The sequence below is a fragment of the Campylobacter sp. 10_1_50 genome, assembly GCF_000238755.1.
GTDB lineage: Bacteria > Campylobacterota > Campylobacteria > Campylobacterales > Campylobacteraceae > Campylobacter_A > Campylobacter_A concisus_R.
Genome location: NZ_JH414890.1, coordinates 33803 through 55465, shown reverse-complemented (window position 1 = coordinate 55465; position 21663 = coordinate 33803). Strand labels below are relative to the sequence as shown.

Here is a 21663-nt window from a genome sequence, read left to right as displayed (position 1 = left end):
AGCGGCTGAAAATTTACTGATAAAAAGCGGCTACGCAAATGTGCGCGCAAGGCTTGATGATAGAAAAATGAAGCTGCAAATGCCATTTTCTAGCATGCAAACCTTTTTGAGCGACGTGAAATTTAAGTCTATCGTTAAAGAGCTAGTTGCACTTGGCGTGGCAGAGGTAACGCTTGATCTAAAGGGGCTTAGAGAGGATGTTTTGGTATGAGCGAGACTGAAATTTTAGAATTTATCGCTGGTATAAAAAACGGCAAGATGAGTGAGCAAGATGCGCTAAAGTATCTAAAAAACTACCCATTTAACGACATCGGATGCGCTAAGATCGACACTCAGCGCGCTTTGCGAAACGGCGCGGGCGAGGTGATCTACGGCGCGGGCAAGACGGATGATGAAATTTTGCGTATCGCAGAGGCGATCGGCGCGAGAGGGCAAAATATCCTAATCACGCGCACGAACGAGCGGGTTTTTGAGCGGCTGCGCGAAATCTTTCCGCAGGCAAATTTTAATGCTCGCGGAAGTGTGATCAGCGTTAAATTTCAAGAGCAACTACTCACAAAAAGCTACATCGCGATAGTATCTGCCGGCACCGCAGACGGCGCGGTCGTGGAGGAGGCGTACGAGATGGCGCGATTTTTAGGCAACGACGCGCGCAAATTTAGCGACGCGGGCGTGGCCGGGCTGCATAGGCTGATCGCAAATTTAGAGCAAATACGCGGCGCAAAGGTCGTGATCGCGGTGGCGGGCATGGAAGGCGCGCTAGCTAGCGTGCTGGCAGGTCTTGTTAGCGTGCCGGTGATCGCGGTACCCACCAGCGTGGGATACGGAGCGAGTTTCGGCGGGCTGGCGGCTCTGCTAGCGATGCTAAACAGCTGCGCAAACGGCGTCAGCGTCGTAAATATCGACAACGGTTTCGGCGCCGCGTATAACGCGAGCCTGATAAATCATCTCTAAATTTATGTCCGTGCGCTGGTCAAATTTAACGGTTAAATTCGAGTGCGAGAGCCTATCGATCACAGAAGCAAACCGCAACAGCTACCAAGCCGTAATAGCGCAGTGGCACAATAGCAAAGACGGTAAAGATAAACAAGCGAAGATTGGCGGCGGAGAGCAAACCTATAAGCTAAATATCCCCAAGCCAAAATCAGACAATGAAGCCTTAAAAAGGGCGAAGCCAAGCCAAACGAACTACAACGCGGCGGAATAAACGGCTAGCTTACCGCCACTGGTAGAGAGCTAAGGGCCGGCGTAAAACTAAAAATAACCGGCGTAACCAGACTTGAAAATGTAAAATTTAGTATTAAAAGCGTATCGCATAATCTAAACACTACAAGCTATATGATTGATCTGGAGTTTGAGGGGTAGGATTATATCTGATTATAAAAATATTCTTTCTTACCTTTTCTATAGTAGCCATCTATAACATCAGTAAGTTCGAATCTAAAATATTCAAATATGCGCTTAAACTCTACTAATTTTTCTTCCGACACCGTGAGAAATGGTTTTTCTGTTTCTAATTCCATAAAGCTTTGTTTAAAAAGTTTTATTCCGTATCCTTTATTTTTATAAGGGGGCATAACAGATAAGTGGCATAATTTTTTTCGTTATATTTTAGTATAGCAAGACCCCTTAGATTATTATCATCGCAGGAAGTTATAATTTTTTTTGTTCCGTCTTTTAATGACGGCAGCACATTTGTAAAATACCAAATATCAAAATTGGGGTAGTATGTTTTTGCATCTTTGATATAGTTATATAATGTATATTTATTCTGTATCTCTGCCTTTATAGGCCAAATGTGATTTGATGTTAAGACAATTGAGGGGTCATAGAATATCATTTAAAAAATCACTTTATAAGGCCATAAATAAAATTAGACGCTATGGCTACTAACACCACGAATAACAGGAATTTGTATTTTTCAAATTTTGAACTTTTATGATGAAGGCTTTTTAAAAAGAGTTGATACGATTCTATGCACCCACCACTAAGATTACTCTCCTTAAACTGATAGACCGTCATATTTAAATCGGTATCATAACCTATATATTCACGCCACAAATCATCCTCCAAAACCCTAAAACTTTTTATTGACTTATTTTTTTCTAGTAGTTCCGTAGTAGAATCTAGTATAATAAATGTATTAATTTCCTTAAATTTTATTTTATTATCTATTTGCTTTGTAAAGCGTCTATCCAAATTTATAGATATGCCGGTGATTTTTATAGCTTTAATAAAAGGGTTAGCCATAGTATCTGAGAGCATTGTGTCAGATATTTTATCCTTAATATTTGTAACTCTAAATCTGAAATAACTATTTTTTTGTTGTTCCTTTACGCTCATTGTAATACTTGTATCATTGTTGATGGTGGTATTACAGAGCTCAATATTACCAAGGTCATACTCTTTTAATCTAAAACTTGATTTATTTTTATCCAGATGTGTTTCTTCGTTAAATATCATGTTTATGGTTTTACCATCACACAAGCGATCCTTGATGTCTATAAAATCAGTTTTGTATATTTTAAAAGGGAGTGTGATATTTATGTTAAAGTTTCTACTAATGTTATTGTATTCTTTCCTGGATACCAATACCCCAATTTCAATATATGAGTTTTCGTTATTGTTTGGCAAAAACAGGTTGATGTGAAGTATAGCTTCTATTTTGTCTGCAATATCAGAATCTGCACAAATTGCTATAGGCCATGCGATTGAGTTTTTTTATTCATAGTTTTTTATCCAATATACATAAACGATTGTGGTGCCACAAAATTTGGGTATTGCAAATAAGGACAAATTGCCTCTTTATATTTATTTGCGGATTTAATCTTAATGGCAAAACCGGTACTCTTGCCATTAAAGTATTTTAGATATCTTTCTTTATCTATACCGGCATCCATACTTGTTTTACTCCATAGTTCTTCTGGGCTTGCCTCCAAAATATTATCAACTATAAATTCTCCTATAATTTTTCCAACTGGCTTTGTGGCATATACTTTAATCTTATTAACGTTTTTTTAAATTTTACCTTTCTAAACTCAAATTTTTTCGTACCATCAAAAATAGCCTCAGCGAATTCCGGCTTAATGGATAATAATGCTGTCATTTACTAAACCTTCTTTTAAAATTGCAAAAAAAGCCTCATCTGTAAGCTTCACAAAACCCCAGTAGGCTTCTTCGTGACCTATAATTTCTCTAATCTTCTTTAAAATAACACGTCTTTTAAATGATATATTGTATGCCATTTTTATTATTTTTGTGTAACTTTTTTTGATAAATATATTCTCTAATTCATCATCAGTAAATATATTATGAGGCTTGCAGTACTTGATGAAATCATACAAGTCACTAAAACTGGATAAATCTTTATATTCTTCTACAACGCACAAAGAGGTTACGACCGATGAATAGTTCGCGCTTTGGGCATTTTTATCTTTTGTTCTATAAATGAGCAAGCAGTCGCCTCTCTTGAGTTGCTCGACACCTTTCATTTCCGTTATATACACCTTATGAATACTATTTGATTCAGACATGTCTTTTAGTATGTCATAGCTTTCTGTGTTTAGCATAGAGTCCGAGAACATACCAGTATGATATTTTGGGTATATACTTAAAAGATATTTGTCGCTTGTCGCATTAATAGCCGGATAGTCCAGCAGTATATCATTTTTTAGCGCCTGCACATGAGTTGGTATATTTTTTGTTAATACTAGCTCATTGATTTTTTTGCCATGCTGGACAAACCCATATCTTTTTAATAATTTTATTAAAGGTGCTTGTTTTTCAAAAGACGTTACATAGATATTATAAATGTTGTTTGCTACGGCAAAATCAAAAATCTTCTTTATAATACGCTCTCCAAGCTTTGTCCCATGCGCATCTATTTTAAGAGTTCCTATCTTTAGCCATGTCACATTTGTGTCAAGTGCCGGACTTATATCCGTATTATCTATTGGGCTTTCTATTTTTAGATACAAAAAAGCCACTATCTTGGTATTATCAAAGAGTATATATGCTTTTTCGCCAGCGTCCGCTTTTTTCGCTATCCATGTATCAAAACCTTTATAGTCTTGCCTTAAAGAGTCGAAAAAGGAATCAGATGTGTTAATTTCACGTATATATTTCTCTTGGATATTTGACATTTTAACACCTCTTGAAATTTTCCAAGCAATTATATCAAAGATTATCTAATTTTATTCTTTTAAAGCCATCGCCGCAATATCGGCAAGGATCTTTAAAAGTATTTTTTGAATTTAAAACGATAATAAAAAGATTAAAAAATTTACGTTTCAAATCAAAGTGAAAAATGTGATGTTTTGGCCCACTTTTGATTTGAAACGTGGTTTTTGCAGCTAAATTTGAAGGCTAAATTTAAAAGGAAAGCGTTGCGAGAGGAAAATTTAAACGAGCAAAAGGCTGGACGGAGGGACGCAAAACAGCGCGAGCAAAAGGCGCAAACAAGACAAAGCACGCGAACTAGGCTAGCGTTTTTAGCCACGGCGGTTTTGATTTTAGCGGCTGAAATTTACATCGCGATCTGCGTAAAGGGCGGCTTCGTGCGCCACTACGCGGGCGACGTTTTGGCCGTCGTCTTACTTTACGCTTTGGCGCGGGCTGCTTTTAGCGTGCCGCCTTTAAATTTGCCGCTTAAAATTTTCGCGTTCGCAGCGGCTTTGGAGCTAGCGCAGTATTTTGGCGCAGTGCAAATTTTAGGCATAGAAAATAAAATTTTAAAAGTAATGATCGGCGGAACGTTTGATTTCGCCGATCTGCTCTGCTACGCTGCGGGTTGCGCCCTGGCGGGCGCTTATGAAAAATTTGAAAGTAAAATTTCACAAAGGAGAAGCGATGGATAAAGAAAAAGCTGTGCAAAAGATGACTGAGGTCATGGCGAAATTTGTCGGCTACACTGGCAAAGTACTGCCTGACGACGTGACGGCAAAGCTACTTGAGCTTAGCGAGCGCGAGACGCAGCCGCTGGCAAAGGAGATATACAAAACGATGTTTGAAAATCAGCGTCTTGCAAAGAAGCTAAACCGCCCGTCCTGTCAGGATACGGGCGTGATCCAGTTTTTCGTCCGTTACGGCGCAAATTTTCCGCTAATTGGCGAGCTTGAGGAGCTGCTACGAGAGGCGGTGCTGCAAGCGACTCGTGAAGCCCCCACTTCGCCATAACAGTGTCGAGACGTTTTACGAGTATAACACCGGCAAAAACGTCGGCAAGGGCACGCCGAGCGTATTTTGGGAGATCGTGCCAAATAGCAGCGAGTGCGAGATACACACCTATATGGCGGGCGGTGGCTGTAGTCTGCTAGGTAAGGCAACCGTACTGATGCCCGGCATGGGCTACGAGGGAGTCGTGAAATTCGTCATGGACATAATGACCAGCTACGGCATAAACGCCTGTCCGCCGCTATTAGTGGGCGTTGGCGTGGGGACTTCGATCGACGTGGCATCCTTGCTATCTAAAAAGGCGCTGATGAGACCGCTTGGCTCTAAAAATTCAAACGAACGTGCCGCATTAATTGAAAAGTTGCTAGAAGATGGCATAAATAAAATAGGTCTGGGCCCACAAGGCATGAGTGGTGCAAGCTCCGTGATGGGCATACATATCGAAAACTGCGCCCGCCACCCAAGCGTCATAGCTGTCGCCGTAAATGTGGGCTGTTGGTCGCACCGCAAAGGGCACATCGTCTGGGACGCAGATCTAAATTTCGACGTAAAATCGCACAAGGAGTTTGCGCTATGAGTAAGAAAATTTTAACCACGCCGATCGCGCCCGAGGATCTAGCAGATATCAAAATCGGCGACGTGATCTACCTCACGAGGCACATCAGTTTGTAGATTTGGCTAGCACACAAAGAGAGCTAGCAGATGAATTAGGAGCTAAGTTTTTAGAATTTTGTAGTTCATACCTAAATTAAAAATGTGTTATTGCCAAAAGTGAATTTACTTACCAAGAATCTTTTTTGCCAGCAAGCCTAACTATCGAAGCCTACACTAAAAAACCGACTGCTAACACAACAATGGTAGATGCGTACATTGGTAATGTGCATTTTAGGTTAAATTATGATTATGTATATGAAGAGTATGATGATGATCATTTTAAAGATGAATATGCGTATCAATATCCTTGACTTTCAAATATAGCAAGTGCTATAATATAACTATTAATTAGAAAGAGTGGATAAATGGGGAAAGGTTTCTTTAAGAATAAAAAATTATGCATATTGGTTCTCTTTGTATTGCTATTGCTTTTAATACTAACTTTTATTTGTTTAGGAAGATATCCGGTTAGCCCCTATAAAGCATTTATGATTATATACAAAACAATAACCGGAGATGTTAGCGGCTTAGATGTATATGAAACTAGTGTAATAATTGACATAAGACTACCTAGAATACTTATGGGAGTTTTAGTAGGTGCAGGGCTATCACTGGCAGGAGCAGCATATCAAACTGTTTTTTCAAACCCTTTAGTTAGCCCGGACATACTAGGGGTGTCTTCAGGAGCAGGTTTTGGGGCGGCTTTATCTATATTATTATCCCTAGACATGATAGTGACTCAGCATGTTTCTTTGCTTCTGGGGCTTTTAGCAGTTTATATAGTTTTAAACCTATCCAGAGTAAAAAAACGAACAGATTTGTATGTGTTAGTTTTATCCGGAGTAATTGTAAAGTCACTATTTGATGCTTCAATATCATTTATTAAATATATAGCAGATCCGGAAGATAAGCTTCCAACTATCACTATGTGGTTGCTGGGAAGTTTAGCAAGTGTATCCTATAGAGACCTTGTTATTTGTTCAATAATAATAATACCTTGTATTTTCGGCTTCTTTCTATTAAGGTGGAAATTGAATCTTTTATCTCTAGATTCTGATGAGGCTAGGTCTTTAGGAATTAATGTAAAAAAATTACGTATTGTGGTTATCTTACTCTCAACATTGATAACTGCAACTACAGTTTCTGTATGTGGAATTATAGGATGGATAGGTTTAATAATTCCCCATTTGGCGAGAATGGTTATCGGAAATGATAATAGGTACCTTATTCCAACTTGTTGTGTTATGGGAGCAATTTATTTATTACTGATAGATACCCTTTCAAGAGCAGCTACAAGCAATGAAATTCCCATTTCAATATTAACAGCATTTATAGGTGCGCCATTATTCATAACTATACTTAGAAAGAATTCGGGAGAAAGAAGATGATACTCCAAGTTAAAAAAGGTACTTTTTCATATGACAAGAGAAAAATTTTAAAAGATATTTCATTTGATTTAAAAGAAGAAGAAGTAATGTCCATTCTTGGACCCAATGGGGTGGGTAAAACTACTTTCTTAAGGTGTCTTATGGGATTTTTAAAATGGGACACGGGAAAAGCCTTATTGTTCGGCAAAGATATAAATGAATATGCAGAAAAAGAATTATGGGAAAACTTAAGTTATGTTCCTCAAGTTAAGAAAAGTGTGTTTAGTTATGGGGTTTTAGAAATGGTTGTGATGGGTTTAGATAAGGAAAACAGTTTTTTCCATATCCCTACGAAGGAAGATTATGATAAAGCTTATGAAACTTTAAAAGAATTAGGAGTTGAAAAGCTATCAAATAGATACTGTGATGAGCTATCTGGAGGAGAGCTTCAAATGGTTATGATTGCGAGAGCTCTTGTTTCTAATCCAAAACTTCTTATTTTAGATGAACCGGAGTCAAACCTGGATATGAAGAATCAAATTAGAATCATAGAGGCAATTAAACATATAAATGTAAATAAAAAATCTGCTTGCATAATAAACACTCATTTTCCTAGTCATGCATTGCAGATATCTGACAAAACTTTGTTTATCGGTAGTGACTACAAAACAACCTTTGATGAAAGTTCGAAAGCCATTACTGAAGATAACTTACAAAAGTATTTTCAGATCAAAGCTAAAATTTTAATTTTTCAAGCAGAAGAAGTTGAATACAAAACAGTTGCACCTTATAAAGCCATATAGAACTGTTAGAAGGAGGTTAATGAATGGAATATAGAAAATTAGGATCTACAGGCATACAAATTTCAAGAATATCTATGGGAAGTCATCACTTAAAGAATCCCCAAGATATAGATAAACATGCAGAAAATTTCTTCTATGCATATAAACAAGGAATAAATTTCTTTGAAACCGGCGATACTTATGGAAACAATTGTTCAGAACTTATATTAGGTACAGCCATAAAAGAAATGAAGAAGCATAAAAAACCATTTTATATTATGTCAAAGACGCATGCCGGAGATTCTAAAACATTTCGAAAAAATCTTGAAAATTCTTTGAAGAATTTAGGAATAAGTTGTATTGACTCCTTTACTTGTCTTTGGGGTGTAAAATCTTTTGAAGAATGGAGAGGAGCTAAAGACTATGGAGCTATAAGAGAGATGGAAAAAGCAAGAGAAGAAGGACTTATTAAGCATATTACTTTTTCTTCACACTTACAAAATAAAGAACTAATTGAGATGATTGGGGAGTATAAATTTGATTATAGTTTACAGGGCTTTAATATAATTAATTCCAAATACAGATTAAAAGGAATAATGAAGACTCATGAAAAAGATATAGGGACAATAGCTATGAATCCGCTGGCAACAGGAGACTTGTTGCTTTATGAAGATATATTTAACGCTATTCGTATAAAAGAAGACCAAACTTTGGTTCAAGCGGCATATGCATATATTCTGTCCTTTCCTTTTATAGATTCTGTACTGGGAACCTTTAATTCAAAAGATGAAATTAATGAAGCTATTAAAACCCTATATCAAGAACCTTACTCTGCTAAAGAAAGGAGTGAACAAGAAGGAAAATTAAAAGAAAGAATTAATCAAGTTGATTTAGAAAGAAAGATAGAAGTTGGCAAAGCTCTTAGACAAAGACCTCATATATTAAGAGAAGAAGTTGCAGATTTGTTTGGAGTTTATCCACTAAGTGTATAATTTTCGAAGGAGGAAAAATGAAAAGAAGGATTAGTTTATTATTATTTTTAGTACTAGCATTAATTTTAAATGCTTATGGCGGCAGCTCTCAAAGTAATAAAAATGAAATCAGTGAAAACAAGGAAAAAGAAGCTAGTCAAGTGCAAGAAGTTAAAAAGGTAAAAGAAAGCGAATACTCGATTACTGATGTTAGAGGAAAAACGATTAAATTTGAAAAAACACCGGAAAGAATTGCAACGGTGGACAAGCCTCTTCCGTCTATAATATATGCAATTGATGGAAAGACAGATAAAATTGTAGGATGCAACCCATCTTCTATTAAAGCTTTTGAAGAAAGTGTTTTAAAAAACATGTATCCACAACTAGCTAATGCGAATACTAAATGGTGTTCAAAAGACTCAGTTGTTAACGTGGAAGAGTTATTGAAGCTAAAACCGGATGTAGTGTTTATTTATTCGAATATTGAGAAAGAAATTGAAAAAATGGAAGCTGCAGGACTTAAGGTAGTAGCTTTAAAGAGGGCAGAATTTGACAGTATAAAAGAAAATATAAAAATGATATCTGAAGTACTTCAAAAGAAAGAACGTGGCGACTTATTAGTTGAATATATGGACAAAGGAATTAATGAAGTAACATCAAAGTTAGCTGAAATAAAAGATGAAGATAAACCAAAAGTTATAGAGTTTTATAGTGACATGAAAATAGCTGTAAAAACATACGACCATTGGATGAAACCAAGTGGAGCCCATAATCCGGCCCACGAGCTTAAGGGTAAATTAGCTGAAGTGGACATGGAGCAGATGATTGTATGGAACCCTGATATCATTTATTTAGGAAATCATTCAGACTTAATGCCGGAAGACTTTATTGAAAATAAGCAGGAAGGTAGAAACTGGTCAACAATTAAAGCTGTAGCTAACAAACAAGTATACAAAATTCCTATAGGTGTTTATAGGTGGGATCCTCCTGGGGTTGAAACTCCGCTTACAGTTAAATGGGCTGCAAAAATACAGTATCCACAATTGTTTTCAGATATGGACATGGAAGTAGAGTTAAAGAATTTCTTTGAATATGTATATGATTACAAATTATCAGATGATGAAGTTGCTACAATATTGAGGAAGTAGTTTTAACAAGAAAGGAAGAAACATGGATAAATAAAATAAAAGTATTAGAAATATGATTACAAATTATCAGATGATGAAGTTGCTACAATATTGAGGAAGTAGTTTAACAAGAAAGGAAAAAACATGGATAAAATAAAAGTATTAGAAAAAGGACATGAATTAGAATATAGCTTTGATAATTTACTAAGCTATCATGGTGTAGGTTATCCTGGGGGAGTAGCTCATGCATTTCAAGTCATGAGTAGAGCCTTTCCACTTTTAGATGATGGGAAATTATTAGAAAGAAGAGAGATATATCTTATTACAGCATTTCCTGGACCGGGAGGGCTAGATGCTTTTGAAATGGTAACAAGATGCGTAACAGATGGTAGAATTTCCGTTGATATTAATTTAAAAGAAGCTGAAGAAGTCTTAGAAAGTCCCCATGGAAGATATTATTTTAAATTCAAGTATAGAGATAAAACAGTTGTTATAACCATAAAGCCAGGTTTTGTACTAAAAGAATTTATTGAATTAGCAAGAAAAGAAGATAGAAGTGAAGAAGAAGAGACTACTTTGATTCAGATGAAAAAAGATATGGCAGCAAGACTATTGGCCGCTAAGCCCGAAGAAGTATATAACGCAAAAGTTCTATAAAAGAAAAAGAGAAGGGTTTTGATATGTACCCTCCTTACTGGACAAACCAGTAAGGAGGGTATTTTTTTGAAAATAAAGATGCGTTTGAGTTATTAGTGTTTGGTTCTTATGGAACAAAATACAGTAATTTTTTAGGCTGTATAATAAATATGGGGTTTTAGGGACTATCCCTAACGAGGTATTTTGTCTGACTTGTCAGACAAAAAGTATCCTCGCCCAAATGAATTAGAAGATATTTTTTTGATAGATGATATCATATGTATGCGAATAGTGAGCCGGTTATGGATTGTGTTTTTCGTTGTTTATTGATCCGTTTAAGATAAATCAAAGAACATATGGCGAAATATTAAAAAGCCATAAAATTAAACATAATTTTAGAATCTTAAATAACCTTAAATTATAAATCAATCTTTACTATTTATGCCAACAATGCCATCATTTTAAATAGTTTACTACACTTACCCTTCCCCTCCTTGATCAAATTTTACCTCTTCAACTAGATCCTTTAGAATTTTTGGAGTTACTGGTTCGCCATAAGTGTTCATAGTGATCTTGTATTGTTGTTCATGTCCCACAAGAGCAGCTATATGCTCAACCCTTTGACCACTTTGAATGAGCTTGTTTATAAAAGTGTGCCTAAATGAGTGAAATGTCTTTGTCTTATCACCATCTTTTATAACTCTAGTATTTATCTTCTTTCTAAAATACTCAGAGAAGTCTTTATTGTCACAATTAAATAGCCTAACTGCTTTGCCACTTTGCTTAGCTAGCTTCTTTTTACTCTCTATAAATTCAAACAGCCCAATGCTATTTAACTTAGAATGGATAGGAACAATCCTAGCAGAGTTTCTGGTCTTTAAAGTCTTGCTCTTACCAGTTTTTACATCTATTTTTGTATTTAAACTAAAGCATACTATGTTATGTTTTTCAACTATGTCATCTGTGTTTAACTGGATTATCTCATTTAGTCTCATACCAGAGTAAGCTGCTATATGAGTAACGAAAAATAGCTCATCTTTGCTGATCCTTTGACTTTTAGTATCACCACTTGATCTAATCTTACTAACAATATCTAAAAGTGCATTTACATCACTATCTTCATAAGGGTTTTTATTTGTAACGTCATCTTGGTTTATGCTTATTTGCAGATCTATAGCTGGGTTCTTATCTATATAGTCGCTATCGTAGCAGTATTTAAAAAACTCACTAAATCTAACAATATACTTCTTGATGGTTGATTTAGAAATTTTTGGTCTATCTTTTGCCAAAGCTATGATCTCATCTAAGCTCTTATCTTTATAGAGACTATTTTGAGAGAGTTTGGTTGGTAGTTGCAGCAAGACATTTCTAAAATTTAGCAAGTCATCTCTTTTTATCTTTTTGATATCTAGATCATCGCCAAAAGTCATATACATCAGCTTTCCAACATGTCTAACAAGACTAAATGTACTATCACTCCAGTTGTTTGAAATACTCGTGTTTGATACATAGTTTTCAAATGCACTCTTTAGTGTGATCACGCCAGCCTTACTCTCGATTTTAGTAGATGAGCCTAGCTGTGATTTAAAGCTTTTAGCTCTATTTGAGAATAGCTTTTGAAAGAAATTTATAGCTTCATTGAAAGTCATGTCACTAGCATCACTTGTATCATCTATCGCAAGATCTTTAGCCTCAATATCACTTAAAACTATACCTTTATCTTCATATTTATCTGCCTTATATAGCTTTACCTGACCACCAAAGGTAGGATCATTTAAATTTCCATATCCAAATTTTAGATCATCACTTAGCTCGTTGTCTCCATCTGGCAATAACTCACAACCAAATATTCTTAAGATATCGTTTTGTGTGAGTGCTCCCTTTTGCCTAGCTAGTTCATTTATAGAATCTCTTAGCTCACAAACAGAGTGCTTTAAGGATTTTTTAGTAAAAGGTAGCACCAAATCCTGCTTTTTTAAAGCCTCTATGTCGTCTTGATAGCTATCTATGTTAGCCTCTTTAATGCCCTTTGCTATCTCGTCTTTGGTACCATCATCTAAAATTACACTCTTGTGCTTTTTACCAAGTGGTACAAATGTCTGTTGCTTATCATTTAGTAGCTTTTGGTTTTTGCACATCTTATATGATATGTGATTTATGTTATCTATCGTTGCCTCAAGCACTCTTTTGCCAAGAAGCTTTTTGGTGTGAGAGTCAGTGCAAGATAGCTTTTTGCAGATCTCATCAACCTCTTTTGATATGACGCTGGGCAAGCTATCTTCTTTTAAACTCTGTTTTAAAAACAAATTTAGTGATAGTAGTCCATCTAAATTTATATATCTGCCAAGCATATCATGCTCTTTGATACTTTTGGCCTCCTTGGCTTTTAAAAGCATAAGCACCAAGTGCTCTATAAGTTCGCTGCTCAAATTCATCTTCCATGCCTTTTTGATCGCGTTAAAAATTATAGAGTAGATCTTAGCACGATTTTTTGCTGTATCAAAGCGTTTTGTGAGGAAGGAGGTTATGTATTCGGTTTTATTACCAAAATAGGGCCTCAGATATAGTGGTATGGCTACTCTAAAGTAGTATGTGCCATTTCGTTTGACTAGATATTGCATCTTTGTTACCTATGCAATATAACTTTGTAGCAAAATGTAGCAGATATCTAGTTTGAAACTAGCTGTGTGCCGTCTTTTGGTGCTTATACAAGGTTTATTTTTAAACCCTCATAAGCCGGAGGTCGGGAGTTCAAGTCTCCCCCGTGACACCATAGATGTCCTACTTATCGATACTTTAACTGCCCTTTTTGCAGTTTCCCTTTCTTTAAAATTTCCTAAAAGTATGGTACAGTTTTTATAAAAAGCGGTACATTTTTTCAGGATTGATTTATTTTACAAGATGCTTTCTATAAATTTGCTTTTATTTTTGCCCATAGGTAAAATTTTATTTCAAAGCGAGCAAACATAAATTTATCTCGCTTAAATTTTTCGGCACAACTTTTGCTTACTCTTTGAAGCTAAATTTCAAGGAGTAAGCTATGAAAGTCTCTTATAACTCCATCTTAACAAAACAGCACTACCAAAAACAGACAAAAAGCGAAGGCTTTGCAAATTTCTTGCCTAACACTCCAAATATAAATTCGATCAGCCAAACCACTATTCCTAAGAATGACTTTGTTTCATCTAGCAGTATCGACTCTCTTTATCAGGCTAAATTTACTTCACAAGAGGGTTATGGATATAGTGTAGATCCTAAAGGATTTATGGGAGCTGACTTTAACAAAGCTGCAGACTTGCCACAAGACTTTAAAATTCACAAAAGCACACTTGATGCGATAGTGCTGCACAATCAAAAGCACCCAAATAGTATAAATTTTTCAATGGAAACAAAAAAAGATAACCAACTCTTTGGAGAGGATAGTTTTGCAAATATCGATCTAGCAGACACAATAAAGCAATACTATAAAATTTTTGATCAAATTTCAGCTGGAGTGATCAGTAAGGGCAAAGAGTTTTACTCAAATGAAGATCTGGCAAAGATGCCAAAGGGCTACTTTTCAAAAGATAAAAAAATAGAGCATTACGAATACTTAATGGGTAGGATGACTAGCGATGAGCTAGATGGGCTAACCGATAGAAGCAATGAAAAGATAACTCATATCTTTAGAACAACTCAAGACGTAGAAAATGCACGCAAGCTAATAAATGATCTAAGCGATATAAATGTAGAAGTCAATGGAAATTTCCTTGACTTTTCTCCAGAAGTGATGACAACTGAGCATACTATCCCTTATATGTGGGTTAGTAGTGCTGGATATGACTTCAAGCCTGATATGTCTGTATATGATAATGAACAAGGCTATACAAAGGAGCAAATCTTTGTAGCATTTTTAAAAAACGAGCAAGGTCTTGTGCTACAAGGTGGCACAACAAGGATAACCGACGAGGCTCTTAATGTGTATAAAAGTTCATTAATACTTACAAAACAAGATAGAAGTGAGATAGGCATACCAAAGGCTTATTATGATGAGATACTATCTGGCAAGAAAGATCTAAAAGATATACTAGCCAGGATTTTAAAGCTTAGAAATTTAGAGCTTAAAAAAGATCAAACACTTGAGGGACTAGCAAGCAAGATAATGGACGTTTTAAAAGAATTTGATGAGAGGACGAAGACAAGAGAGCTTTAAAAAATATAACATAGTAGGCATTCGCTCTAAGCCCTTTTAGACTATAAACTACTAAACATTTTTTATATTTGCCGATATAAGATATATATTTTAAAAGGATTTAGAATGAATATATCACCAAATTTAGAGCCCATAAATATAAATTTACCCAAAGATATGATCTATTCAAGGGTCCTTCTTGGCGTAGATAGAGTGCAAACTTTAGACAATACAAATTTAAAGTCTGAGCTTAAAGACATCGCTACTAAGCTTATCTCAAATAGCACTTACTCTATCATCCAAAGCGCCAGCACCAGTGGCGTGAAGTCAGAGTATGCTAAAGCAGATAGTGGGACAAACGATGCTTTTTCTTATGTGGATATACAAAGAAGAAACTGGGACAAAAAAGACTTTGAGAACAAATATCTCTTTGGCGAAGATGCCTCAGCGCTAAGGAAAGTGGATCAAACTAGCACCTATTTCTCATCTATAAATTCAAAAACTCCCATTAAGCCCATTGCGGCAGCAGATACTAAATTTACAAATTTAAATGACTACGCCTATGAAAAAACGATAAAAACCTCACTGGGTGACGTGGAGGTCTTTTTGGATCTTTATGACGATAATGACAAACTAGGTATAGGCAAGCTAGATGCAAATGGATTTTTATTTAACTTTGATAGCAACAAGGACGGAGTGATAAATTCTGGTGATAAATACTTTGATAAGCTAAAGGTTAGAGGCTACGACAAAGATGGAAATGAGAAAATTTTCAAACTAAGCGAAGTTGTAAGCGAGATAAACCTTAACGACTTTATCAAAAAAGATATTAGAAATTTAAGCCATGAGGCTATGGACTTTGCTAGCAAGAACACAGTTGATTACAGAGTTAGTTTAAATAACTCAAACCCTTATACTCTATTTTCAGCCGAGTATCGCTAACAAAAGATAGACAAAGAAGAGACTAATAAATTTTTCAAAGACCATGCAGACAAAGACGGCTGGGTAGATCTTAGGGATAATAAGATATTTAACGAAGAGAGCGGCTTAAACAACTTTGCCTATGAGAAAGTTGGCTTTGACGGCAAGAAAAAGCTTAGTGAGTTTAACCCTATCATAAAGCCTTCTGGATCTAAACAAGATGAGAGCTTTTCATACGCAGGCTATCAAAAAGATAGCTTTATGAAATTTTATAACGACTACCAAAAAGAGTCTAGCGCTCATAGCAAAGATGTAGAGTGGATAAGCAAAAATTTAAAAGAAAATGATGTAGAGGATGCAGATGATCTCATCTCAAAGCTAAAAGCCACAAAGTCATCTTATATGATCGCTATGGAGAGTGAGTTTGAAAAAGCAACTGGGCTTGAGTTTAGCCTAGAAAATTTAGAAAGAGTAAAGCATGCTTTTGAGAGTGATACGAGCAAGGCAGCAGCTGCACTAAAAGACACAGACAGCGTAATAGCTATGAAGCTAAATAAAAATGGCACGATCACACTTAAATTTGACAGCGGAAGAGAGCTAGAGGTAAAAGAAATTTATAACGACACTGGCAAGCTAATCAGCAAAGATGACAAGGATAGCAAAAGAGCAAGTATAAATTTAGACGCTAAAGCTATGAATGATGTAGAGCTAAATAGACTTGACTTTAAAGATATAGGTATAAAGCAAGATGAGAAGATATCTAGCCTAAAAGAGCTTGGAGCAAAGCTCGTTAAAAACCTCACTGATAAATTTACAAGTAAATTCCTAATCGGACTTGAAAATGGCAAAAGCATCACCACTAAAGAAATTTACAACATCACCTACCTTGAAAACGACCTAAAATTTAAAGAACCATCTAGCAAAGATAGGCTTTATAAAAAGGTAGATACAAGAGTTTAGGAGTAAATTTATGCAGACTAGAAATCCCTGGTGAAATAAATCTTTTCATAAAAAAGACGATATCTTTGGTATGAGTTTGAGCTAAAAGGATCTAAGATGATAAACGCACTTGGTAGCTACTCCTTGAATTTAGAGCAGAACATAAAGGTATCAACCAAAGTTGCCACCAACCAAACCAGCTCTTTAGTTTTAGGCTACAAGGTAGATAAAGATGGCTACTTTACAGATGAGTTTAACAAGCAAGCTGGCATACCAAGCGAATATAAAATCCACTCAAGTACGCTGGAGTCGTTAGTAAGGATAGAGACGCAGTCTGACTATATGCAAAGGACTTTTGACAGCATCGATATACTAAAAACCGTAAATAATGCCTACAAAATCCTCTCCCAAGTCGTTGGCGAAGACACACTAAACTCAAAAGAAAGCTTTAGCTTAGATGAGATAAGAAATTTCCCTCAAGGCTTTGAGTATAACCGCCAAAGTATGCAAGTAACCAAGATCCATAACTCCATTCATGAATTTGGCTCGGCTGCGGCTGATTTTAACGGCAAAGAGTCAAATAAGCAGATGATAAGCACGCTTTTTTTCAACCCAAGCTTTAAAGGAGGAGACGGCAGACAGCCACTAAAGCCAACAACAGATATCTTTAACAACAACAATGGCGGCAAGGAGAGTGTGGGAAGTGGTGTATTTATGGATCCGCATGGAGAGAAATACACTAATAAAGATGGCTCAATAACTAAAGGCGGACTTATAGCAGCCGTTATAAACAACAACCTTGATGTAAGAGAGGGCGAGACAACAGCACAAGGCAAAAGAGAAGGCTATGATAAGAGCATAGATAGTAAAGAATTTAATAGAGCTTTTGAGCTGTTTGAACTTATGGGCGAGATGAAATTTGGACCTGGCTTTATAAATGCTACCGATAACGATATAGCAGGTATGCCTAAATATATGCAAGATCACATTAGATCTAAAAGAGACTTTATCTATATCGACTTACAAAGTGGCTTTGTCAGCACTCCTGAAGATAGACGTAGGGGATATGAAGAAGACGAACTCTCATTTAAAAAGATGATGGAGCATAATCTAAAAATGCTAAAGCTACTCTTTGGTGAGATAGACAAAGACGGCAAAAAGAGCAAAGACTTTATGGATAGCTTTTTAAAATTTAGCATGCCACCTTTAAATTTAGTAAAAGAGCTAAATGAAAACCCAGCTGGAAAATACCTAGTAGATATGCTTGGTATAAAAAGAGATGTTGATATAAAGGCGTAAGGGGGGGGGTTAAAATGATAACTAGCATAAACGGACTTAGCAACACATCGATACAAGAAACCACTATCCAAAAAGAAAATATCCCTAAAGATACCAAAGATGATGAAAAGGCCAAAATAGAAGCTTTATGGTATGGTCCAGTTGGAAAGAGCATAAAAGAGATTATTGACATAGACGAAAATGAAGATAATTGGGTTGCAAAAACGATAAGCAAAATAGATAATATGCTTTCTAAGCGTTACAATACCGAACAAGATCGCAACGCCATGTCGATGAAACAGCCAAAAACTTTAGAAGAAGCAAAAGATCAAGTCCTTATAATGTATTCTGATATATTAAAGGAAAACTCTGTTGATGGCAAGCCAACCATGATGGGCAAACTAATAGGTCTTGGCACAAAAGAAGAGGAGGCTGACCTAAGAGCTTTTATGGATAGCATGTCTTCTCTTTATCCAAATGAAAACAAGGAGTCGCTTAGTCTTTTAGATAGAACCGACCTAAGCATAGATGAATTTAAGACTTTATTTGCCAAAGCAAGAGAAAAAGCTACAAAGGATGTTGAAGAACAAAGAAAGCAGATAATTAAGGAAGAACAAGAATACAATGCAAATTTCGCTAAAGAGCAAAGCGAGAAGAAATTTAAACCTATGCAGGTTAAGAAGAAGTATGAGACCTATGATATAAATAAGGATCAAAAATTTCTCTATGCAAGAGAGCTTTTAAATTTCAAAGAAAAAAGAGGCATAGACGTCTTAGAGCTTATGCAAAAGATAGATAAGAAGCAAATTTTAAATAAGATGGCTTAAATTTAAAGGATATTAGATGATAAACGCACTTGGTAGCTACCCCTTAAATTTAGAGCAGAACATAAAGGTATCAACCAAAGTTGCCACCAAACAAACCAGCTCAGAGGTTTTAGGCTACAAGGTAGATAAGGATGGCTACTTTACAGATGAGTTTAATAAACAAGCTGGCATCCCAAGTGAATATAAAATTCACTCAAGCACGCTGGAGTCTTTAGTCAATGTTGCAGAGGGGACATCATTTTTTAGTCGCACCTTTAAAAGCATAGATATAGCAAAGACTGCTGGCAATGCCTACAAAATTCTCTGCCAAGTCGTTGGCGAAGACACGCTAAATTCAAAAGATAGCTTTAGCATTGACGAGATAAGAAATTTCCCACAAGGCTTTTCTTATAACCGCCAAAGTATGCAAGTAACTAAGATCCATAACTCCATTTATGACTTTGATGCAGCTGCTTCTAGCTTTAACTACAAAGAGTCAAACAAGCAGATGATAAGCACGCTCTTTTTCAACCCAAGCTTTGATGGCGGAGATGGCATGCAGCCACTAAAGCCAACAACAGATATCTTTAACAACAATAATGGTGGCAAAGAGAGTGTGGGAAGTGGTGTTTTTATCGATCCACACGGCGAAAGATACACAAACAAAGATGGCTCTATAACTAGAGGCGGACTTTTAGCAGCCGTTATAAATAGCAACCTTGACGTCAAAGAAGGTGAAACCACCGTTTTTGGAAAGAAGCAAGGCTTTGATAAGAGCGTAGATAGTAAAGAATTTAGTAGGGCATTTGAGCTATTTGAGCTTATGGGTGAGATGAAATTTGGAGCAAATTTCAACAAAGCAAGCGACTCTGATCTATCTGGTATGCCTGAATATATGCAAGAGTATGTTAAGTATAAAAGAGACCTTGTCTATGTAGATCTAACGACTGGGTTTGTCGGTAAGTATTCAGATGAAGAAGACGAACTCTCATTTAAAAAGATGATGGAGCGCAATCTAAAAATGTTAAAGCTACTCTTTGGTGAGATAGACAAAGACGGCAAAAAGAGCAAAGACTTTATGGATAGCTTTTTAAAATTTAGCATGCCACCTTTAAATTTAGTAAAAGAGCTAAATGAAAACCCAGCTGGAAAATATCTAGTGGATATGCTTGGTATAAAAAGAGACGTTGATATAAAGGCGTAAGGGGGAGCTTAAAATGATAACTAGCATAAACGGACTTAGCAATACACCGATACAAGATAACACTATCCAAAAAGAAAATGTAGCCAAAGAAGGCAAGCAAGACAAAAGCGTCATCGAAGAAAAATTTGATTACTCAAAGTATATGTTTAGACCCTGGACTGATAATGTAAAAGAATTTATTGATATAGACCAAAGTAAAGAGGGCTGGATAACAGATACTATAAATCGAATAGATAATATGCTGTCTGATTATCCAATGAAAGAAAGAAGAGCTTTAGCATCAAAATACCCTCCAGAAACTATGGAAGAATTTAGAGTTGGAGAGTTACAAAGCTATATGGATTGGCTACTTACAAACTCTGTTGATGGCAAGCCAACAATAATTGGCTTTATGATTGGTCTTGGCACAGCAGAAGAGGAGGCAGAACTAGAAGCCTTTGTAAAATCATTTCCAGAAGGCACTATGATGAGCAATGATGGTGCTGCTTTGTTTGTTAGAGCTGATCTAAGTATAGAAGAGTTTAAAAAGCTTTATAAAGAAGACGTAGAAAAAACTACAAAAGAGCATAAAGAATTTCTAGCCAAACTACATAAAGAAGAACAAGAATACAATGCAAATTTCGCTAAAGAGCAAAATGAGAAGAAATTTAAACCTATGCAGGTTAAAAAGAAGTATGAGACCTATGATATAAATAAGGATCAAAAATTTCTCTATGCAAGAGAGCTTTTAAATTTCAAAGAAAAAAGAGGCATAGACGTCTTAGAGCTTATGCAAAAGATAAAAGATAGATAAGAAGCAAATTTTAAATAAGATGGCTTGATGGATAAAAAATAGCTATCTTATTTATCGTATAAAGTAGTGATTGCTTTAAATTTGACCCTCTATACGGTTTTATCCACTTTTTTATTTGCGACTTTTTCTAAAATTTCAAATATGCTTTCGCCATTATCAAATTCAGTTTTTATAAATTTGTAAAATTCTTTAAATTTTTCATCGGCTTGCATATCATAAGTTTTAAATTTTTTAGTTACTTGCATAGGCTTAAAGGTTTCTTGTTTTTGCGTGTCAGTTTGATTGTCTTGTTCTTCATGATCGCTTTTTTGATCCATTAGTCTATCATCACCAATCTCTTGTGGCATACTACTATTTATAACTTTAGAATACCTCTCAATAAATTCATCTACACTTATATTAGACGACTCGAGAAGCTCACGACCCTCATTACTAAAAGACAAACCAAATCTTGCTAAAGTTTGACGTATCTTTTGTCCTTCTAAATCATTATCTGATGTTTTGCCCCAAATGGTTTTTTTGTTATCATTGTAGAATTTAAAAGGTCCAGTAAAGTTTGTGCTATTGCCCATCACTTTCTTATAATTAACTCTACTTCCTTCAAATAGTGAATCGTTATTTAGATTTGGCGAATAGGTTATATTATTAAGCATTGTTAAGGTCTCACTTTGTTTAGATATTCCAGCATCTCTTTCATAGGTTTTAATGGTATTAATTTGCATTAGAGCATATTACCACCTATCCAGCAGTGCTGTTTTATACACTAACACACATTCAGCTAAAGAATATGAATTCAACCTACTTAGGTTTAATGCTTTTATGGGCTAGAGTATAATCAATAA

20 protein-coding genes and 2 pseudogenes are annotated in these 21663 nt (G+C 35.7%); 17 read left to right on the top strand and 5 right to left on the bottom strand.

The genetic code is table 11. The features are described from left to right. From HMPREF1019_RS10470 to HMPREF1019_RS09750, 3 genes and pseudogenes are all read left to right on the top strand, one after another. Positions 1-211: pseudogene (locus HMPREF1019_RS10470) on the top strand (ATP-dependent sacrificial sulfur transferase LarE); the annotation flags it as partial. Beyond that, positions 208-954, top strand: coding sequence for a nickel pincer cofactor biosynthesis protein LarB (gene larB, locus HMPREF1019_RS09445; protein ID WP_009295499.1), 747 nt, complete (start codon positions 208-210; stop codon positions 952-954). The pseudogene HMPREF1019_RS10470 and the gene larB, both read left to right, overlap by 4 nt. Before the next feature lie 4 nt (positions 955-958). After that, positions 959-1207: a hypothetical protein gene (locus tag HMPREF1019_RS09750; RefSeq protein ID WP_009295498.1), complete on the top strand. Its 249-nt coding sequence runs from the start codon at positions 959-961 to the stop codon at positions 1205-1207. 641 nt (positions 1208-1848) lie between these two features. Here the strand turns inward: HMPREF1019_RS09750 and HMPREF1019_RS09430 are convergent. The 3 genes from HMPREF1019_RS09430 to HMPREF1019_RS09420 all read right to left on the bottom strand — a co-directional run bounded on the left by HMPREF1019_RS09430 (position 1849) and on the right by HMPREF1019_RS09420 (position 4142). Then, on the bottom strand, positions 1849-2487 hold the full coding sequence (locus tag HMPREF1019_RS09430) for a hypothetical protein (protein WP_232210196.1): 639 nt from the start codon (positions 2485-2487) through the stop codon (positions 1849-1851). A 475-nt stretch (positions 2488-2962) separates the two neighbouring features. Continuing rightward, a complete protein-coding gene (locus HMPREF1019_RS10465) occupies positions 2963-3106 on the bottom strand; it encodes a hypothetical protein (protein ID WP_009295493.1) in 144 nt (47 codons plus the stop codon). Then, positions 3084-4142, bottom strand: coding sequence for a GNAT family N-acetyltransferase (locus tag HMPREF1019_RS09420; RefSeq protein ID WP_009295492.1), 1059 nt, complete (start codon positions 4140-4142; stop codon positions 3084-3086). The genes HMPREF1019_RS10465 and HMPREF1019_RS09420 overlap by 23 nt, the downstream gene beginning before the upstream one ends. A 243-nt stretch (positions 4143-4385) precedes the next feature. Here HMPREF1019_RS09420 and HMPREF1019_RS09415 point away from each other — a divergent pair, with 243 nt between their 5' ends. The 7 genes and pseudogenes from HMPREF1019_RS09415 (at position 4386) to HMPREF1019_RS09385 (ending at position 10730) form a co-directional block, all read left to right on the top strand. Beyond that, entirely contained in the window at positions 4386-4856 is a 471-nt protein-coding gene (locus HMPREF1019_RS09415) for a ribosomal maturation YjgA family protein (protein ID WP_009295491.1), read from the top strand. Next, positions 4849-5749, top strand: a pseudogene (gene ttdA / locus HMPREF1019_RS09410) (L(+)-tartrate dehydratase subunit alpha). Before HMPREF1019_RS09415 ends, ttdA begins: the two are co-directional and overlap by 8 nt. Positions 5750-6191: 442 nt before the next feature. Beyond that, positions 6192-7214 carry a FecCD family ABC transporter permease gene (locus HMPREF1019_RS09405; protein ID WP_009295487.1) on the top strand — a complete coding sequence of 341 codons (1023 nt, stop codon included), beginning with the start codon at positions 6192-6194 and terminating at the stop codon, positions 7212-7214. Continuing rightward, positions 7211-7996 carry an ABC transporter ATP-binding protein gene (locus HMPREF1019_RS09400; protein WP_009295486.1) on the top strand — a complete coding sequence of 262 codons (786 nt, stop codon included), beginning with the start codon at positions 7211-7213 and terminating at the stop codon, positions 7994-7996. Before HMPREF1019_RS09405 ends, HMPREF1019_RS09400 begins: the two co-directional genes overlap by 4 nt. Positions 7997-8019: 23 nt before the next feature. After that, positions 8020-8967 carry an aldo/keto reductase gene (locus HMPREF1019_RS09395; RefSeq protein WP_009295485.1) on the top strand — a complete coding sequence of 316 codons (948 nt, stop codon included), beginning with the start codon at positions 8020-8022 and terminating at the stop codon, positions 8965-8967. Between the two features lie 17 nt (positions 8968-8984). After that, on the top strand, positions 8985-10094 hold the full coding sequence (locus HMPREF1019_RS09390; protein WP_009295484.1) for an ABC transporter substrate-binding protein: 1110 nt from the start codon (positions 8985-8987) through the stop codon (positions 10092-10094). A 123-nt stretch (positions 10095-10217) separates the two neighbouring features. Beyond that, a complete protein-coding gene (locus tag HMPREF1019_RS09385; protein ID WP_009295483.1) occupies positions 10218-10730 on the top strand; it encodes a hypothetical protein in 513 nt (170 codons plus the stop codon). Between the two features lie 458 nt (positions 10731-11188). On the opposite strand, the gene HMPREF1019_RS09380 is transcribed toward HMPREF1019_RS09385, so the two are convergent. After that, complete coding sequence (locus tag HMPREF1019_RS09380; protein WP_009295482.1) at positions 11189-13330, bottom strand: site-specific integrase; 2142 nt, start codon at positions 13328-13330, stop codon at positions 11189-11191. Between the two features lie 419 nt (positions 13331-13749). Here HMPREF1019_RS09380 and HMPREF1019_RS09375 point away from each other — a divergent pair, with 419 nt between their 5' ends. The 7 genes from HMPREF1019_RS09375 to HMPREF1019_RS09350 all read left to right on the top strand — a co-directional run bounded on the left by HMPREF1019_RS09375 (position 13750) and on the right by HMPREF1019_RS09350 (position 20821). Then, positions 13750-14901, top strand: a complete 1152-nt coding sequence (locus HMPREF1019_RS09375; RefSeq protein WP_009295481.1) for a Cj0814 family flagellar-dependent secreted protein — start codon at positions 13750-13752, stop codon at positions 14899-14901. 105 nt (positions 14902-15006) lie between these two features. Continuing rightward, on the top strand, positions 15007-15822 hold the full coding sequence (locus HMPREF1019_RS10455) for a hypothetical protein (RefSeq protein WP_009295480.1): 816 nt from the start codon (positions 15007-15009) through the stop codon (positions 15820-15822). A 240-nt stretch (positions 15823-16062) separates the two neighbouring features. Further along, positions 16063-16761, top strand: coding sequence for a hypothetical protein (locus HMPREF1019_RS10450; RefSeq protein WP_009295479.1), 699 nt, complete (start codon positions 16063-16065; stop codon positions 16759-16761). A gap of 96 nt (positions 16762-16857) precedes the next feature. After that, the gene (locus HMPREF1019_RS09365; protein ID WP_009295478.1) at positions 16858-18039 is read left to right on the top strand and encodes a Cj0814 family flagellar-dependent secreted protein; all 1182 of its coding nucleotides are present in this window, start codon (positions 16858-16860) and stop codon (positions 18037-18039) included. A 14-nt stretch (positions 18040-18053) separates the two neighbouring features. Then, positions 18054-18845 carry a hypothetical protein gene (locus HMPREF1019_RS09360; protein ID WP_009295477.1) on the top strand — a complete coding sequence of 264 codons (792 nt, stop codon included), beginning with the start codon at positions 18054-18056 and terminating at the stop codon, positions 18843-18845. A 16-nt stretch (positions 18846-18861) separates the two neighbouring features. Further along, a complete protein-coding gene (locus HMPREF1019_RS09355; RefSeq protein ID WP_009295476.1) occupies positions 18862-20028 on the top strand; it encodes a Cj0814 family flagellar-dependent secreted protein in 1167 nt (388 codons plus the stop codon). A 13-nt stretch (positions 20029-20041) separates the two neighbouring features. Next, positions 20042-20821 carry a hypothetical protein gene (locus tag HMPREF1019_RS09350; RefSeq protein WP_009295475.1) on the top strand — a complete coding sequence of 260 codons (780 nt, stop codon included), beginning with the start codon at positions 20042-20044 and terminating at the stop codon, positions 20819-20821. An 89-nt stretch (positions 20822-20910) separates the two neighbouring features. On the opposite strand, the gene HMPREF1019_RS10445 is transcribed toward HMPREF1019_RS09350, so the two are convergent. Further along, entirely contained in the window at positions 20911-21543 is a 633-nt protein-coding gene (locus tag HMPREF1019_RS10445) for a hypothetical protein (protein WP_009295474.1), read from the bottom strand. Between the last annotated feature and the right edge of the window lie 120 nt (positions 21544-21663).

What these genes read in the sequence shown, in the direction of transcription:
- larB (WP_009295499.1), top strand. Translation starts at nt 208, where the DNA reads ATGAGCGAGACTGAAATTTTAGAATTTATCGCTGGTATAAAAAACGGC.
- HMPREF1019_RS09750 (WP_009295498.1), top strand. Translation starts at nt 959, where the DNA reads ATGTCCGTGCGCTGGTCAAATTTAACGGTTAAATTCGAGTGCGAGAGC.
- HMPREF1019_RS10465 (WP_009295493.1), bottom strand. Translation starts at nt 3,106, where the DNA reads ATGACAGCATTATTATCCATTAAGCCGGAATTCGCTGAGGCTATTTTT.
- HMPREF1019_RS09420 (WP_009295492.1), bottom strand. Translation starts at nt 4,142, where the DNA reads ATGTCAAATATCCAAGAGAAATATATACGTGAAATTAACACATCTGAT.
- HMPREF1019_RS09405 (WP_009295487.1), top strand. Translation starts at nt 6,192, where the DNA reads ATGGGGAAAGGTTTCTTTAAGAATAAAAAATTATGCATATTGGTTCTC.
- HMPREF1019_RS09400 (WP_009295486.1), top strand. Translation starts at nt 7,211, where the DNA reads ATGATACTCCAAGTTAAAAAAGGTACTTTTTCATATGACAAGAGAAAA.
- HMPREF1019_RS09395 (WP_009295485.1), top strand. Translation starts at nt 8,020, where the DNA reads ATGGAATATAGAAAATTAGGATCTACAGGCATACAAATTTCAAGAATA.
- HMPREF1019_RS09390 (WP_009295484.1), top strand. Translation starts at nt 8,985, where the DNA reads ATGAAAAGAAGGATTAGTTTATTATTATTTTTAGTACTAGCATTAATT.
- HMPREF1019_RS09385 (WP_009295483.1), top strand. Translation starts at nt 10,218, where the DNA reads ATGGATAAAATAAAAGTATTAGAAAAAGGACATGAATTAGAATATAGC.
- HMPREF1019_RS09380 (WP_009295482.1), bottom strand. Translation starts at nt 13,330, where the DNA reads ATGCAATATCTAGTCAAACGAAATGGCACATACTACTTTAGAGTAGCC.
- HMPREF1019_RS09375 (WP_009295481.1), top strand. Translation starts at nt 13,750, where the DNA reads ATGAAAGTCTCTTATAACTCCATCTTAACAAAACAGCACTACCAAAAA.
- HMPREF1019_RS10455 (WP_009295480.1), top strand. Translation starts at nt 15,007, where the DNA reads ATGAATATATCACCAAATTTAGAGCCCATAAATATAAATTTACCCAAA.
- HMPREF1019_RS10450 (WP_009295479.1), top strand. Translation starts at nt 16,063, where the DNA reads ATGAAATTTTATAACGACTACCAAAAAGAGTCTAGCGCTCATAGCAAA.
- HMPREF1019_RS09365 (WP_009295478.1), top strand. Translation starts at nt 16,858, where the DNA reads ATGATAAACGCACTTGGTAGCTACTCCTTGAATTTAGAGCAGAACATA.
- HMPREF1019_RS09360 (WP_009295477.1), top strand. Translation starts at nt 18,054, where the DNA reads ATGATAACTAGCATAAACGGACTTAGCAACACATCGATACAAGAAACC.
- HMPREF1019_RS09355 (WP_009295476.1), top strand. Translation starts at nt 18,862, where the DNA reads ATGATAAACGCACTTGGTAGCTACCCCTTAAATTTAGAGCAGAACATA.
- HMPREF1019_RS09350 (WP_009295475.1), top strand. Translation starts at nt 20,042, where the DNA reads ATGATAACTAGCATAAACGGACTTAGCAATACACCGATACAAGATAAC.
- HMPREF1019_RS10445 (WP_009295474.1), bottom strand. Translation starts at nt 21,543, where the DNA reads ATGCAAATTAATACCATTAAAACCTATGAAAGAGATGCTGGAATATCT.